Source organism: Streptomyces sp. Ru73 (genome assembly GCF_002920575.1).
Taxonomy (GTDB): domain Bacteria; phylum Actinomycetota; class Actinomycetes; order Streptomycetales; family Streptomycetaceae; genus Streptomyces.
The window spans coordinates 65,313-80,484 of record NZ_PQSQ01000019.1 but is presented as its reverse complement, the minus strand read 5'-3'; the positions used below and the strand labels follow the sequence as shown (position 1 = coordinate 80,484).

Annotated in this window: 16 protein-coding genes; 14 read left to right on the top strand and 2 right to left on the bottom strand. The window is 71.8% G+C overall.

Annotation, left to right across the window (positions count from 1 at the left end):
- Positions 1–11 precede the first annotated feature (11 nt).
- Together C3486_RS11965 and C3486_RS11960 are read right to left on the bottom strand one after the other, a co-directional pair.
- Positions 12–686, bottom strand: coding sequence for a hypothetical protein (locus tag C3486_RS11965; RefSeq protein WP_146074987.1), 675 nt, complete (start codon positions 684–686; stop codon positions 12–14).
- 47 nt (positions 687–733) lie between these two features.
- A complete protein-coding gene (locus tag C3486_RS11960) occupies positions 734–1,681 on the bottom strand; it encodes a peptidoglycan DD-metalloendopeptidase family protein (RefSeq protein WP_258052724.1) in 948 nt (315 codons plus the stop codon).
- A gap of 395 nt (positions 1,682–2,076) precedes the next feature.
- Between C3486_RS11960 and C3486_RS11955 the strand changes: the two genes are divergently transcribed.
- The 14 genes from C3486_RS11955 (at position 2,077) to C3486_RS11890 (ending at position 15,119) form a co-directional block, all read left to right on the top strand.
- Complete coding sequence (locus tag C3486_RS11955; protein WP_308461236.1) at positions 2,077–2,478, top strand: hypothetical protein; 402 nt, start codon at positions 2,077–2,079, stop codon at positions 2,476–2,478.
- Between the two features lie 13 nt (positions 2,479–2,491).
- Complete coding sequence (locus C3486_RS11950) at positions 2,492–2,737, top strand: hypothetical protein (RefSeq protein WP_258052722.1); 246 nt, start codon at positions 2,492–2,494, stop codon at positions 2,735–2,737.
- A gap of 141 nt (positions 2,738–2,878) precedes the next feature.
- Positions 2,879–3,160, top strand: coding sequence for a hypothetical protein (locus tag C3486_RS11945; protein WP_103832607.1), 282 nt, complete (start codon positions 2,879–2,881; stop codon positions 3,158–3,160).
- Positions 3,161–3,183: 23 nt separating this feature from the next.
- On the top strand, positions 3,184–3,942 hold the full coding sequence (locus C3486_RS11940) for a hypothetical protein (RefSeq protein ID WP_103832606.1): 759 nt from the start codon (positions 3,184–3,186) through the stop codon (positions 3,940–3,942).
- A gap of 1 nt (position 3,943) precedes the next feature.
- Positions 3,944–5,194 (top strand): hypothetical protein, encoded by a 1,251-nt coding sequence (locus tag C3486_RS36920; RefSeq protein WP_146074986.1) that lies wholly within the window; start codon positions 3,944–3,946, stop codon positions 5,192–5,194.
- Between the two features lie 116 nt (positions 5,195–5,310).
- The gene (locus C3486_RS11930) at positions 5,311–6,798 is read left to right on the top strand and encodes an SCO6880 family protein (RefSeq protein ID WP_103832605.1); all 1,488 of its coding nucleotides are present in this window, start codon (positions 5,311–5,313) and stop codon (positions 6,796–6,798) included.
- Positions 6,795–8,303 (top strand): ATP/GTP-binding protein, encoded by a 1,509-nt coding sequence (locus C3486_RS11925; protein ID WP_258052721.1) that lies wholly within the window; start codon positions 6,795–6,797, stop codon positions 8,301–8,303. The genes C3486_RS11930 and C3486_RS11925 overlap by 4 nt, the downstream gene beginning before the upstream one ends.
- Positions 8,300–10,072, top strand: a complete 1,773-nt coding sequence (locus C3486_RS11920; RefSeq protein ID WP_103832604.1) for a type IV secretory system conjugative DNA transfer family protein — start codon at positions 8,300–8,302, stop codon at positions 10,070–10,072. The genes C3486_RS11925 and C3486_RS11920 overlap by 4 nt, the downstream gene beginning before the upstream one ends.
- A gap of 29 nt (positions 10,073–10,101) precedes the next feature.
- Positions 10,102–10,467, top strand: a complete 366-nt coding sequence (locus tag C3486_RS11915) for a DUF4913 domain-containing protein (RefSeq protein WP_103832629.1) — start codon at positions 10,102–10,104, stop codon at positions 10,465–10,467.
- Between the two features lie 22 nt (positions 10,468–10,489).
- Positions 10,490–10,891 carry a hypothetical protein gene (locus tag C3486_RS11910; RefSeq protein WP_103832603.1) on the top strand — a complete coding sequence of 134 codons (402 nt, stop codon included), beginning with the start codon at positions 10,490–10,492 and terminating at the stop codon, positions 10,889–10,891.
- A 30-nt stretch (positions 10,892–10,921) separates the two neighbouring features.
- Positions 10,922–12,346 (top strand): hypothetical protein, encoded by a 1,425-nt coding sequence (locus C3486_RS11905; protein ID WP_103832602.1) that lies wholly within the window; start codon positions 10,922–10,924, stop codon positions 12,344–12,346.
- 23 nt (positions 12,347–12,369) lie between these two features.
- Positions 12,370–12,825: a hypothetical protein gene (locus C3486_RS11900; protein ID WP_103832601.1), complete on the top strand. Its 456-nt coding sequence runs from the start codon at positions 12,370–12,372 to the stop codon at positions 12,823–12,825.
- A gap of 9 nt (positions 12,826–12,834) precedes the next feature.
- The gene (locus tag C3486_RS11895) at positions 12,835–13,923 is read left to right on the top strand and encodes a tetrahydrofolate dehydrogenase/cyclohydrolase catalytic domain-containing protein (RefSeq protein ID WP_103832600.1); all 1,089 of its coding nucleotides are present in this window, start codon (positions 12,835–12,837) and stop codon (positions 13,921–13,923) included.
- Positions 13,923–15,119: an amidase gene (locus C3486_RS11890; protein WP_103832599.1), complete on the top strand. Its 1,197-nt coding sequence runs from the start codon at positions 13,923–13,925 to the stop codon at positions 15,117–15,119. Before C3486_RS11895 ends, C3486_RS11890 begins: the two co-directional genes overlap by 1 nt.
- The last annotated feature ends 53 nt before the right edge of the window (positions 15,120–15,172 follow it).

The window sequence follows — 15,172 nt, the reverse complement described above, 5'->3', positions numbered from 1 at the left end:
GTGGATAGTCCTCAGTCTTGCTTCTCGGAGGACGGGGGCGCGCTCGGGACGACCGCTGCTGGGACCGCGTCGACGCGGCTGACCTGCCAGTCGTCCTTCGCGTCGGTGCGGACGAGCGTGACGAAGGCCTGTACCCGTGGGCCGACGCCCTTCCAGCCGTCGCGGCCGGTCGCCGTGCCGGAGACGGAGATCTGCCGGTGGGCCTTGGTGGGCGTGTCGGCCGGGGCGTCGCCGTCCACCTCCAGGTGAAGCTTCACCTTGGTCCACGCCTTGTGCTTCGCCCAGGTGTTCCACTCGTTGCCGGCGCCGGCCGCGGGGCGGTAGCTGCGCTCGTCCTTGGCCTTCTTGCTGGTCAGGTAGGGGACGGTCCGCAGGATCGCGTCGTGCGGGCTCATGTCGTACTTCGTGTCGTAGCTGTAGGCCATGAGCGCCCACGCCTTGGCCACGGCCGTCGCGTCGTGGCGGTCCGGCTTCGGCGCCTCGGGCACGTGCGCATCGGGCCCGAGCGGCTTCGCGGACGGCAGCGGGGCCTTCTCGGCGAACGACGGCTGCGTCGCCTTCGGCTTCTCGTCCGGGCTTTCCAGGCCGGGGAGGCCGCAGCCCGCGAGCACGGCCAGGCTCGCGGCGACGGCCGCAGCCAGGCCCGCTCGCCGCGCGCCACCCACTCGCACGGTCGTGGTCTTCACCGCCCGAAACCCCCGTTTCCCACCGTTACGACCCCCGTCTGCCGAGGTCACTTCTTGAGCCCCAGCCACGGGGCCGGATCGACGTACTGACCGTTCACCTGCACCTCGAAGTGGCAGTGTGCACCGGTGGAGAACCCGGTGGAACCCACCGCACCCACCTGCTCACCAGTATTGACCTCCTGCCCGACATGGACGTTGATGGCGGACATGTGGTTGTAGGTGGTCGACACCTTTTTGCCGTCCATCGTTCCGTGCGAGATGACCACGCGGTTGCCGTACCCCGTCGACCAGCCGGCGAAGGTCACCTTGCCCTTCAGCGCGGCGCGCATGGGAGTGCCCATCGGGGCGCCGAAGTCGATGCCGGTGTGGAGCTTGCGTACGTGCAGCGTCGGGTGCATGCGCATGCCGAAGGGCGAGGTGACGGGCGGGTTGCCGCGTACCGGCATCGCCAGCTTCTGCCCGGCCGGAATCTCGGCGCCGCCGCCGGTGGCCTCCTCGTACTTCGCGATCAAGGATTTGATGCGCGCGACGTATGCAGTCGTCTCGTCGTACGGCGGCATGCCACCGTATTTCTGCACCGCGCCGGGGCCGGCGTTGTAGGCGGCCAGCGCAAGATCCAGGACGTTGCCGTTCTTCGCGTAATTCCTGATCTGGTCCGCGAGGGCGCAGTCGTAACGCCCCTGGGCCATGATGGCGTCACCCGCGTCGTACGGGGATATGGTGCCGTTCTTGTCATCGTCCCGGCCCCAGGTCTTCCAGGTGCCGGGCATGAACTGCGAAAGGCCCAGGGCCCCCACCGGGGATACGGCCTTGGGATTCCAGCCGGATTCCGCCTCTATCTGCGCTGCGATCACGGCCGGGCCGATCTCGGGGCATTGCGCGCCGGATTTCAGCACCCACGGTACGTATTCCGGCGGTACGTGCTTGCTGTTGAGGGAACCGGTGCCGTCGGACGGCAGATCGGAATCCCCTCCGTCGCCACCCGCAATGCCCATGAACAGGACAATAGGCGCGAAAACCACTGCGACCGCTCCGCCGATGAGCCATGCAGCCGCACCCCCGCCCCGAGCCATGCATCCCCCCGTGCACTTCCAGATCCCTGGGTAGCGCACACCTTAGCGCGGCTGGCATCATGCATCGCGCGGGTATCGACTGAACCAACGTCATCCCGTTACACAGCCGCCTCGATCAACTAGCGAGCGGCAACCGCCCAGTTGGGCGGGAAGGTTGGTTATCGGGGGAGAGAAGAACTGTGCGGGGGAATGCGGGGGAAACGCCCTTTGGGCCCGAAATCTGGGTCCGAGGGCCGGTGAGTGGCGGGGGAGACACGGCGCTCGCGGAACGTCAGTCCGAAGCCGAACAGCAAGCCACTCCACAGCAGTTCTCCTGGGTGAATGTCCACGGAGGCGCCGGAGCGACGACGCTGGCGACGCTGTTCGGTGGCGCGGACGTGGGTCAGCGATGGCCCGACCCGGCGCGCGGCGAACCGTCGACGCTCCTGCTCGTCGCGCGTACGCACGCGGTCGGGCTGCGTGGGGTGTCGCAGACGCTGGACCTGTTCCGACGTGGCGAGCAGCCCGCCGGACTGCAGATCGCGGCCGTTGTGCTCGTTGCGGACGCTCCCGGCCGGCTGCCGCGGGAGCTCCAGCAGCGGATCAAGATCCTCGGGTCCGCGGTCGCCGTGCACCGGGTGCCGTGGGTCGCGGCCTGGCGCACCGGCGCGAAGCTGGACGGTTCGATACCGCGCGAACTGCTGGCCCTCGCCCGGCTGGTCGGGCACCCCGTTCAGTAGGAGTGGAGCAACTGTGACGGCATTTCTGATGGCGGGGGCGCCGCCCTCGTACGTGACGGACCCGCTCAACGAAGTCATGGGAATCGTCGCCTGGGTGGCGACCGCGGCGGGTGTCATGGGGCTGCTGATCGTCGGGGCCAGGATGGCGCTGTCGATCCGCCAGGGCGAGGGACAGGAACACCTGGTCCAGCTCGGCACCGTGCTCGGGGCCTGCATCATCGCGGCCACTGCGGGGCCCGTCGTGAATTTCATCCTCTAGCCACCCCAACTCCACCGCGAGTGCGTGAACTTGCTGGTGGGCTGTGGACGCGCGGACAGGAGAGGGATTCCTGTCCGTCACCGATACCGATTCGAAGAAATCGTGGGCGAGCAGCCCCAAAAACGTAATAAGGAGAAGGCCGTGAAGAAGGCAGACATCTACCGCTATCTCGCCGATGGGGGTGTCCCCCAGCCCAAGAGCGATGCCCCGAAGGCGCTCACCGACAAGGTCGACACGGTGCTGGGAATCGTGGCCTGGGCGGGCACGGCGGCCGGTGTCGCCGGCGTACTGATCACCGGCGCGATGATGGCGATGTCGCTGCGCCGGGGCGAGGGTTCCGAGCACATGGGCCGGCTCGGCATGGTGCTGGGCGGCTGCGTCCTGGTCGCCACCGCCGGTCCGCTGGTCAACTTCGTCTTCTGACGAAGCGAAAAGGGAGTTAACCGATGGGTAAGCGCTCTGATTCCAGCGGCGAGTGGGAGAAGCCGTTCTGGCAGCAGCGGGGATGGATCGTCTCAGCGGTCTTCTTGCTGGCCGTGGTCGTGGTTGCCGCCGTCGCGCTCGTGGTGCGCGGTGGGGAGTCGGAGCCGCCGGCGCAGGACGACACCAGGCCGAAGGCTTCGCCGTCGGCGTCCCAGGGTGACGACTCGCAGGCCGACGACCGGCCGGCCGGCTGCAAGACGGACGACAGCGACCAGGAGAAGCCGACGAAGGCGCCGGCGGACATGCTGTGGAAGACCTACGGCACTGTTCCGGTCCCGGTCTCCGCGACCTACGGTCCGAAGAAGTTCGACGGCAACATCTGGTCGTGTTACGCGCACACCCCGATGGGTGCGGCGTTGGCCGTCAACGCCATCACGGACAAGCTGCCTTACCCCGGTTGGCGCGACGTCGTCGAGAAGCAGTTCGTGCCCGGGGCGGCGCGCGACAAGCTGATCAAGCAGCGCGCCAAGGAAAAGGACGACCCCCGGAACAGCACCCAGGAGTCCGGCGGCAACTTCTACGGCTTCTCGGTCCTGACCTACGCCAAGGAGCAGGCGACCGTCCAGATCCTTCTCAAGGTGGGTGAGGAGTACGCCACTGCTTCCGTTTCCCTCAAGTGGCTCGACGGGGACTGGAAGGTGGATCCGCAGCCGAACGGCTCGCCGTACAGCGGCTTCTCGCAGACCTCCGGGCCTGAAGGCTTCGTGAAGTGGGGCAGCTGACATGGGCGTCGGGGACTGCATCAAACATCCCATCAACTGCGGGAAAGAAGCCGTCAGCTGGGGCGCTGACAAGATCTCCGGGGGCGCCGAATCCGTAGCGAAGTCCGCCTTCGGCGGTGCCGTCCGGGCCTTCGCCGAGGCCATCGGCAAGGCCGTCGACGCGGTCATGCACACCCTGAACGGCATGTGGATGAAGGTGGACGCCGACGGCGTCTACCAGGGCCACAGTCCGATCGATGCGATCCAGAGCCAGCTCAACTGGCTCGTGGGGTACGTCGCCGTCGCCTCCCTGCTCATCGCTGCGATCCGGATGGCGCTGGACCGAAAAGGCCAGTCGATGCAGCAGGCCTTCCACGGCATGTGGCGGGTCGTCCTGGTGTCCGCCGTGTCGGTCACCGCGATGCAGGCCCTCACGACCGCTTCGGACAGGTACGCCGAGTACATCTACAAGCAGGCGCACATCGGGAAGAACGGCGCACAGCTGGTCGGTGCGCTGGTTCCGATGGCCGCCACGAGTCCGGGAATCGTGATCATCCTGGGCCTGCTCAGCGTGCTGGCGATCGTGGTGCAGGTCATCCTCATGTACCTCCGCATCGGCGTCCTCGTCATGCTCGTGGGCACCCTGCCGCTGTCCGCAGCGGCGTCGATGACCGGGTGGGGCGGCGGCTGGTGGAAGAAGCACATCGGATGGCTGGCTGCCTGGCTGCTGTACAAGCCGGCCGCCGCGCTCATCTTCTATGCCGGTACGGCGATGACCAAGGACACGAGTGACCTGAACCAGATCATCGCCGGACTGGGTGTCCTGTTGCTCGGCATCTTCGCGCTCCCCGCCCTCCTCAAGCTCGTCGTGCCGGCGACCGCGGCGCTCGGTGACACATCCGGTGGGTCCGTGGCGATCAATGCCGCCAACAACATCGCGACCGGTGCCGTCAGCATCGCCGGCGGCAGCGTCGGCGGTGGTGGCGGTGGCGGCGGTGCCGGAGCGGGCGGCGGTGGCGGCGGTGGTGCCTCCAGCGCGCCCAAGGGCTCGCCCTCCAGCGGCGCCGGCGCGTCCGCCGGTGGCGGTGGCGCGGCCGGCGGCGGTGCGGGGGCTGCCGGGGGCGGTGCGGGGGCTGCCGGCGGGGCCGCGACGGCCGGTGCTGCGACAGCCGTGCAGGCAGCCGCAGTTGCCGTGCAGACCGGCGTCCAGGCAGCCAGCGAAGTGGTCAACTCCCTTGGCGACAACGACGGAAACAAGGGTCACAACGAATAGCGGGCCCGTGACGCGGGCCGCCCCGGCCGCCGGGTGCGGGCGTCTTGCCGGCCGGGGCGGAAAGGGCGGCGCACCGGCGCCGCCCGGCGTCGCAGGGACTCTTTGAAAGGAATCGCATGGCCTCCGAAGTCGCGCGTCCCACGTACGGGAACTGGCGACGCCCCAGACGGCCGGGGCTGGGACCGCTCGGCCTGCTCGGCACGGTCGCCACCTTCGGTGGACTGGTGGTCGTACTGCTGGCCTCCCTGATCTCCCTGATGGCCGCGATCACCGTGCTCGTACCGCTGTTTCTGCTCGTCGCACCCGTGGCCGTCCGCACGGTGGACGGGCGCAACATCTATCAGCTGCTCGCAGTTCGGATCGGTTGGATGCGCAGGAAGTCCAAAGGCTCACACATCTACGTCTCCGGCCCGCTCTCGCAGCGGCCCGGGGGACGGTTCTCCCCGCCCGGGCTGCTGGCCCGGGTGAAGATGCGCGAGGGGAGGGACGCGTACGACCGCCCGTTCGGCGTGCTGCACCACCCCGGGCGCAACCTGTACACGGTCGTGCTCGCCTGTGAGCCCGACGGCGGCTCGCTCATCGACGGGGAACAGGTCGACATCTGGGTCGCCTCGTGGGGCGACTGGCTGGCGCGGCTGTCCCACGAACCGGGGCTGCGCGGCGCGTCCGTGGTGGTGGAGACGGCGCCCGACACGGGGACCCGGCTGGCCGCCGAGGTGCTGCCCCGGCTCTCGCCGGACGCCCCGGCCGCCGCTCGCGCGGTGATGGAGGAGGTCGTGGAGCGCTACCCGTCCGCGTCCTCGGAGATGCACACCTACGTCACTCTGACGTACGGGACGGTGGGCACCCGCCGCGACCCCGAGACCGTCGTCACCGACCTGGCGATCCGCCTGCCCGGCCTGCTGTCCGGCCTGATCGCGGCGGGCGGCGGCGCCGCGTATCCGCTCTCCGCCGAGCAGATCGCGGAGACCGTGCGCGTCGCGTACGACCCGGCGATCGCGCCGGACGTGCTGTCCGCGCGGGCCGAGAACAAGTCCACCGGGCTGGAATGGGAGGACGCCGGGCCGGCCGCGGCGATCGAGTCGGTCACCTCCTACCAGCACGACTCGGGCGTCTCCCGCAGCTGGCTGCTCACCCTGGCGCCGCGCGGGACCGTGCGCTCCAACGTGCTGCGCGGCCTGCTGGAGCCGGCCCCCGGTACCCGGCGCAAGCGCGTGTGCCTGGTCTACCGGCCGATCGACCCGGCCACCTCGGCCCGCATCGTCGAGGCCGACCGGCGCAACGCCCACTTCACCGCCTCCTCCGGGCGCGGTCTCGTCCAGGCCCGTGCGTCCAGTGAGATGCGGGCCGCCGAGCAGACGGCCGCCGAGGAGGCCGCGGGCGCCGGTCTGGTGGAGTTCTCGCTGATGCTCACGGTGACGGTCGACAGCGAGGAGCAGCTCGCGGACGCCGCCACGACCGTACGGAACCTCCAGGCGTCGTCCCGCGTGCTGATGCGGCCCGCGGACCGCATGCAGGCGTCGGCGTTCACCTGCACGCTGCCCGTCGGCATCCTGCCGTGGGAGCACACGCTGATGCCGCGTGAGATCCGGGAGGCGCTGTGAGCAAGAAGAAGCCCCCGGCGCGCAAGGCGGCGCCCCGCGTCCCCGTGGCTCCGGCCCGGGGCTGGTACGGACCCGGCGGTGGCCAGGTCGCGCACCTCGACCCGCCGACGATGTGGCGTGCCACCACGGTGCAGGCCTGCGGCCTGTGGCCGTTCGCCGCCGGGTCCGGTGCGCCCATGACCGGCGTACCGCTCGGCCAGCACCTGCACACGGGCGCGACCGTCTGCGGGGACCCCATCTCGTGGTTCACCCGCGCCCGCTACATCTCCAACCCGTCCCTCTTCATGCTCGGCATGCCGGGCCTGGGGAAGTCGACGCTGGTCAACCGGATGCTCATCGGTCTCGCCGCGACCGGCGTCGTGCCGCTGGTGCTGGGTGACCTCAAGCCGGACTACGCCGACACGGTGCGGGCCCTGGGCGGCCAGGTCATCTCCATCGGCCGTGGTGTCGGCGGCATCAACGTCCTCGACCCCGGTGCGATGGGTGAGGCGGCGGAGCGGCTGGGCGGCGAGGCCGGGCGGGCGCTCACGTCCGAGGCGCACGGCCGCGTCCTGAACATGGTCGCCGCGCTGATCACCATCGTGCGCGGGCAGCCGATGGGCGACCACGAGATGTCGGTGGTCTCCGCGTGCCTGCACCACCTGCGGGAGCGCACGCCCGCTGGGCGCGCGCCGCTCCTGCCCGACCTGCTGCGGGTCCTCGACGAGGGGCCGGACCGGGTGCGTGCCGTGACGCTGGACCGCGGTGACATGGCGCGGTACCGGGAGGCCGTCGACCCGCTGCACCGGTCGCTGCTGGGCATCCTGGACGGTCCGCTGGGCTCCACCTTCGCCTCCGAGACCTCGACCCGTATCGACCCCAACGCGCCGGCCGTGTGCATCGACATCTCCCGGATCGGTGAGGCCGACACCCAGCTGACCGCGGCGGCGATGCTCGCGGCCTGGTCGGACGGGCTGGGTACGGTCGCCGCCGCGCATGCGCTCTCCGATGCGGGACTCGCGCCGCGGCGCTGGTTCTTCACGGTCCTCGACGAGCTGTGGCGTCCGCTCCGTGCGGCGTCCGGCATCGTCGAGCGGATCGACGCGCTGACCCGCCTCAACCGCTCGCTGGGCCTCGGCGACGCGAAGATCACGCACACGCTGAAGGACGCGGAGGCCCTGGGCAGCGAGTCCGACCGGGCGAAGGCCCGTGGCTTCGTCGAGCGCGCGGGCATGGTGGTCTGCGCGGGTCTCCCCAAGGCGGAGATGCAGGACCTCAGCAACATCGTCGGGCTCTCCGAGCGCGAGATCGACCTGGTGTCGTCCTGGTCCTCGCCGCCGGGCTGGGCCGGTACCGGCGGGAACGAGGAGCCGCCGGGACGCGGCCGCTTCCTGATCAAGGTGGGCGGACGGCCCGGCATCCCGATCCGGGTGGCCATCACCGACACCGAGCGCGAGCTGCACAACACCAACACCCGCTGGGTCGGGGCCGGTAATCCGGTGGAGGACATAGGGGCACGGGGATGAGCAGCAAGCCGTACACGGGGGGCCGGAAGGGCGGTACGGGAGCCGACGACGTGCTCCCGTGGCTGATCGTCGCCGTTGCCGCCTTCTGCTTCCTGGCGTTCTTCGGCGCATGGTTCGGCGGCACGCTGGGTGCCGCCGTGTCCGGCGCCGGCTGGAACCCGCCGCCGTTCTCCCTGCGGTCCATGGCCGACCTCGTGCAGCAGGGACCGTCGGCGCTGTGGCCGGACGCCCCGGTGGGAGCGGTCGTCGCGGGCATCGTCGTGCTCTTCCTGCTCGCGATCGTGCTGCTCGTCGTGGTGATCACGGCGATCCGCCGGCGGACCGCCAAGCCCAAGGGGCTGGCCGGAAAGCGGGAACTGGCGGTGTTGCTGCCCAAGGAGGCGGCGGCCAAGGCCCGTTCGCTGCGCCCCTCGCTCCCGAGGACGGGCCGGCTGGACCCCGACGACACCGGCAATCTGCTGGGCAATCTCGAACCGAACGGGCCGGAGCTGCGTTCCTCGTACGAGGACGTGGAGCTGCACCTGATGGCGCCGCGGTCCGGGAAGTCGACCGGCGTCGCGGTGCCCCGCACCCTGCGCGCGCGGGGCCCGGTGATCCTGACGTCCAACAAGGCCGACGTCTACACGGTCACGAAGGCCGAGCGGGAGCGCGTCGGAACGGTATGGACGTTCGACCCGCAGGGCATCGCCCACACCCCCCGCACCATGTGGTGGGACATGCTGGCGGAGGCGTCGACCATCGAGGGGGCCATGCGGCTGGCCGGCCACTTCGTCGGCGCGGTCAACGACGACGCCTCGAAGAAGGACTTCTGGATCTCCGCGGCCCAGAACACCCTCACCGCGCTGCTGCACGCCGCGAACCGCGGGCAGCGGCAGGTGACCGAGCTGCTGGGCTGGCTGGCCGACCCGGCCGACCGCACCCCGATCGACCTGCTCAACGACGCGCAGATGCCGGCGCTCGCTGCGCAGCTGCAGGGCACCATCCAGGGCGCGGTGGAGACGCGCGACGGCATCTACGAGACCGCCCGGCAGTGCGTGTCCTGCCTGCTGGACCCCAGGATCGCCGCATGGGTGACGCCGGACCCGCAGGTCGCGCAGTTCTCGCCGCAGCGGCACGCACTGAGCCGCGACACGCTGTACCTGCTCTCCAAGGACGGCGGCGGCTCGGCCGCCGGCGTCATCGCGGCCCTGGCCGACTCGGTGATGCGGGCGGGAGCCGTGGCGGCGGAACGGCAGGGCGGCCGGCTGGACCCGCCGATGACCGCGGTGCTGGACGAGGCGGCGAACGTCTGCCGCATCTCCGACCTGCCGGACCTGTACTCGCACTTCGGCTCGCGCGGCATCAACGTCGTGACGCTGCTGCAGAGTTACCGGCAGGGCAGCCGGGTGTGGGGCGAGGCGGGCATGGACGCGCTGTGGAGCGCGGCGACGATCAAGCTGCTGGGTGCCGGACTGGACGACGCCGACTTCGTGGAGAAGGTCTCCAAGCTGGTCGGCGAGCACGACGTGAGCACGGTGAGCGTCTCCCGCAGCAAGGACGGCCGGACGCGTTCGACGTCGTACCGGCAGGAGCGCGTGATGCCGGTGGACCGCATCCGCGCACTGCCGAAGGGCACGGCGCTGCTGCTGGCGACCGGCATCCGGCCGGCGCTGATCCGGCTGCGGCCCTGGTTCAAGGAGCCGGGGGCCGAGCGCATCCAGGCGGCGGCCCGGGCGGAGACAGAGGCGATGACGGCGCGCGCGGCGCGGACAGTGATGGAGAAACCGTGACGGCACAGACCTTCGACGGCGGCGCCGAGATGCAGGCGCCGCCCTTCATCCTCTACCTCGACGGCGAGGAGTACGCCGAGGAGCTGCGCAATCTCGCGATGTGGGTCAACGGCCTGCTGGTGCCGGTCTACGGCCGCGAGCCGCGCTCCCAGGCGCCCTGGTGCCCGCGCTGGTGGGAGCACCAGGAGGCGGTGGCCCGGCTGCACGCCCTCTGGCTCGCCTGGCAGGAGCTCACCGACCCGGCGTCGGGGGCCAGCGGTCCCGCCGTGTGGCACCGCGACCACCTGGGGCCGGCCATGCTCGAACTGCGCGACCCGTCCGGCCCGTTCGCCGGCTGCAAGGCCGGGGCGCACCGCCCCAAGGCCGCGCCGGAGGTCGACGCGTACGACGGCTGACCGGGCAGGGGAGCGGGGAACGGTGGAGCACTCGGAGGCCCGGCGGCTGCGCGAGGCCGCCGAAGCGGCCGGGGACGCGGACCTGGACCTCGAGGTGCGGGCGGAGCCCGGCGGAGAAGCCGTCATCAGGCTGCGCCACGAAGGCCGCACCGTCGTGGTGAAGCACGTACACGGCCTGTGGCGGGTCACCGTGGGCATCACCCCCGCCGGTCCCACCGCTCCCGCGGTCCTCTTCGCCACCCTCGACGAAGCGCTCGCCGCCGCCGTACGGCTGCTGCGGGCCACGGAGGAAGAGGCGAGGGAGCCCCGGCGGGCGGTGGCGAACCCCCAGCGGGTGAACCCTGCACCCCGCCGTGCGGCACGGCCCCCGGCACCACCCCGGCCCTCCCAGGGGCCCGACCGCGGCCCCACCCGGTCGCGCTGACCCGAATACTGCGCAGAAGTGAGGAAGCACGTGCGTAATGCGAAGGCGCTGTGGTGCCTGCTCCTGGCGGGCGCGTTCGTCACCGGATGCAGCGGCACCGGCCCCGTTGCGGACGGGGAACCCGCCAAGAAGAAGCGGAGCAGCCCCACGGCCGCACCGCTGACGGAGATCTCCGCGCCGTCCGGCTACCGCGCCACCGAGGGCTGGCAGCAGAAGCTCACCTGGCTGCCGGAGAACGCCCGGACGGTCCCCGTCGCGGCGTCGGTCCCGGCCGGCAAGGTCGCCTATCTGACCACGGTGGCCGAGGCCGGATACGCCGTGCAGGTCAGGGATGCCGCGACCGGCAGGATCGAGTGGACGGGCAAGCCCTGGGTCCCGCCGACGCCGCTGTCCGAAGTCACCGAGGCCAGTTCCTTCCAGTCGGACGACCCGGAGCTGCCCGGGGTGACCACGGTGCACCAGGACGGCCGCGACTACGTGGTCGCCTGGGCGCACGGCGTCCGGGGCAAGGACGAACTGAACAGCGGCAAGGAGCTCGTGGAGCTGCAGATCTTCCCCCTCGACGCTTCCGGTGAGAACGTCGCCCCGGCGCACCGGGTCGCGGTGCCCCTCAAGGACGAGGACGGCTCCACCTCCGTCAACGCCGACCCCGATGACCTCGAGGTCAGCGACGGCGGCGCGGGGCTCGTCCTTCACTGGGACGGCTATGCGACGTACAGCGCCTCGGTGGACATGGCGAGCGGGAAGGTCACCAGCTACGGCAACGGGAGCAAGCTGGGCACCGAGTGCGACACCGGCACGTGCACGGCGTGGGTCGCCGCGACCACGGCCGGGGGCCCGGTCGCCGTCAGCACGCTGAACGGCGGCTTCGGGGTGCCGAAGCGGTGGAGCAGCCAGGACGTCACCCCGGACGGGGCCGCCACCGGGCACCTGCGCTCGAACGACAAGCTCAACGGCGACGTCGTCGGCACGGCCGGCACGCACCTCGTCGCCGAATGGACGCCCAAGGGGGAGGACCAGGGCGGGGACCGGGTCTGGTCCGTGCACGACTCGGCGACCGGCCGGGTGCAGGCGAGTACCTCCTGCTCCCCCGCCGACGTCGACTCCCAGGGCAGCCGGGGCGGGCCACGGGTCGCGACCTCGGCCGACGGGCGGTACGTGGCCTACGGCTCCGTGGTCTTCGACCTCCGCGAGCACAAGGGCGTGTGCCTGGCGGGCGACACGCAGCGCAAGGGCATCCTGGTCAGCGCCGTACGCGACGACGGCATCGCGTACGGAACCGTGCCGGCCGCCGACACGGACGGCACCGTCGCGCAGGTGCGGGTCGCGGACGGAAGGGCCGAGGCACTTCCCGCCGGAACGGAGCTGCCCCTGCAGCCGTTGAAGGACTCGGGGCTCTTCGTCACGCGGAACAATGGCGCGGGACTGCTCGTCACCGCCCTCAAGAAGTACTGAAGCACGTGTCAACGGGAGCACTCATGAATCACGCGTCCTTCCCCCACTTCACCGGCGTCGTCGACTGGCGGCACCGCCGGGCGGGCGCCGCGCACTCCCTGGTCCGCGCGGTCCACGACCCCGCCGCCCGGCAGACGGTCGTCGTCGTCTCGGAACTGGCGAGCAACCCCGCCGACCGGGGCATCACCGACGACTTCGGCAGCGTGGCGGACGCCGTGGTGCCCGTGCTCCGCGGTGAGCTGGCGCAGGACCTGGGGACCGTCGTGTGGATCGCCCACTTCGGGGAGTTCTCCTACGACGACCCGACCGGTCCTGAGACCTTCCACCGCATCGAGGTCACCGGTGACGCCGGCAGCGGGCACCAGGACGACCTGCGGGGCGACCGGGCACTGTCGGCGCAGGAGGTGGAAGCGCTGCTCAAGGGCCGGCGGCTCGACCCGGTTCCGCAGGTGCTGACCGCGCTGGGACGCCAGGGCTGACGGCTGAAGATGACCGAACACGTATCCGGCAGGGAGGTGCTGGGGCAGGCCCGTTCCCTGTACCAGCACTACCGGGACGCCGTGGCGCCCACCGGCAAGCGGGTGGCGATCATCCGCTTCGAACCCGCCGCGACCGATCCGCCCGAGTGGCAGGCGCGCCTCCAGGCATCGAGGGTCTCCGCCGAGCAGAAGGTGAAGAGCTTCGAGCACCTGGGCTTCCACGCCGACCACATCGTCCTGCCGCCCGGTGCCGGCCGTGCGCAGTTCGCCGACGTGCTGGAGCGGTGCAACCAGGACGACCGCACCCGCGCGGTCATCGTGCAGTTCCCGCCGCCCGCCCACCTGATGCCGCTGGTGCAGCGGATGGACCCGCAGAAGGACATCGACGCGCTGCTGAAGGACCGGTCGCCGTACCGGGCCTGCGCCACGGCGGAAGGCATCAGCCGGGTCGTCGAGCCCTTCGCGCAGGACAACCCGGCCATCGCGGTGGTGGGCGCCAAGGGCTTCGTGGGCCAGGGCGTCGTGACGCAGCTGAAGGAGATGGGCCACCGCCCCGTCGAGCTCGACGCGGGGGACGACCTGCGCCGCGTCCGGGACGCCGACATCGTCGTCTCGGTCACCGGCAACCCCGGCATCCTCGGCCCCGAACACCTGCGGCCGCACCACCGGCTGGTGGTCGACTCCGGTTTCGTGCCGCAGCCGGACGGCAGCGTCCGCGGTGACGTGCGGCGCGACGCCTACGACATCCCGCAGCACCTCACGCCGGTGCCCGGCGGCATCGGACCGGTGGAGATGGCCACCCTCATGGAACGGGTGGTGCGCAAGGAGGTCGATCCGCACGTCACGCCGTGGCAGGTGCAGCCGAAGCCGTACCTGACCCGCGAGCAGTCCGGCCGGGCCCTGTCCACCGCCGGTCCCGGCGCGGCGCAGGGGCAGCAGGCCCCGGTGGCCCAGGCGGCGCGGCTCAGGAGCCAGTCGGCGCAGGGACCGCAGGCCGGACCGGCGGTCGGGCAGCAGGCCACGCGCCCGCAGGCGGCGCCGGCCCGGCCGCACATTCCCCGCCCGCCGTCCGGGCCGTCCGGCGGGCCCGGCCGCTGATGGAACCGGCAGCGTACGCCGCGCTCACCGCCGGGCAGGTCGCCGCGGCCGTGCAGGCAGGCGACCTCGGCGCGTCCGAGGTGGTGGCCGCGGCACTGGCACGGATCGAGGAGGCCGATCCGGAGCTGCACGCGTTCACCGAGGTGTGGCGGGACGAGGCGCTCGCCCGGGCCCGCGAGGTGGACCGGCTGGTGGCCGAGGGGGCGCGGCTGCCGCTCGCCGGGGTGCCGCTGGGCGTCAAGGGTGTCCGGGGCGCGCGGTCCGCCGCCGCCCGGGCCCTGACGGCGGCCGGCTGTGTGCCGGTCGGGGCGACGTCGGTGCCGGGGCCGGGCACGCCCTGGCAGACCTGGGGCCTGGGGCGGGGCGGGCGTACCCGCAACCCCTGGCGCGCGGACCGGACGCCCGGCGGGTCCTCGGCCGGCTCGGCCGCCGCGGTGGCGGCGGGGCTGGTACCGCTGGCCACGGGCAGTGACGGTGCGGGTTCGGTACGCATCCCGGCCGCCTGGTGCGGCGTGTTCGGCCTGAAGGCCACCAACGGTCTGCTCTCCTCGCCGGACCGTACGGGGCTCGCGGCTCCGGGCGTGCTCGCGCGGTGCGCGTCCGACGCGGCGGCGTACTGGCGCTGCGTGCGGGGGGCGCGGGACGGCGGGGCCGGTACGGAGTCTCCCGTCCCCGCCGTCTGGTCCGCCGACCTGGGCTTCGCCGCGCCGGACCCGGAGCCGGTGGCGGTCGCCCGGCGTGCGGCGGACCGGCTGGCCGCGGCCGGGATCGTGCGGCCGGTGGAGGACGTGACGGTGGCGCTCGCCGATCCGGCGGACGCCTGGCTCGCACTGCGGACGCCCGGCGCCGACCCGGCCGCCGCGGAAGCGGTCCGGGCCGGCAACGACCGTCGTCTTGCGGCGGTCTTCGCGCGGGCCCGGCTCCTGCTGACCCCGGTCACCCCGAATCAGCCGCATGGGCACGAAGGACCGGGTGATCGGTACAGCACGGCGCTGACGTGGGCGTTCAACCTCAGCGGCCACCCCGCGGTGAGCATTCCGGCGGGCTTCGGCGCGGACGGCTGTCCGGTGGGTCTCCATATCGTGGCCGCGCACGGCTGCGAGCACCTGCTCCTGGACATCGCGCGGGCGGCGGAGACGCACGCCGGTCTCCGTGCGTGGAGTGTCCCGGCCGACGCTCATGACACCCCTCTGTAGACCCCACCTATCCGCGAAAACACCGCAAACTCGGACGTAATGCTCGCACTTTC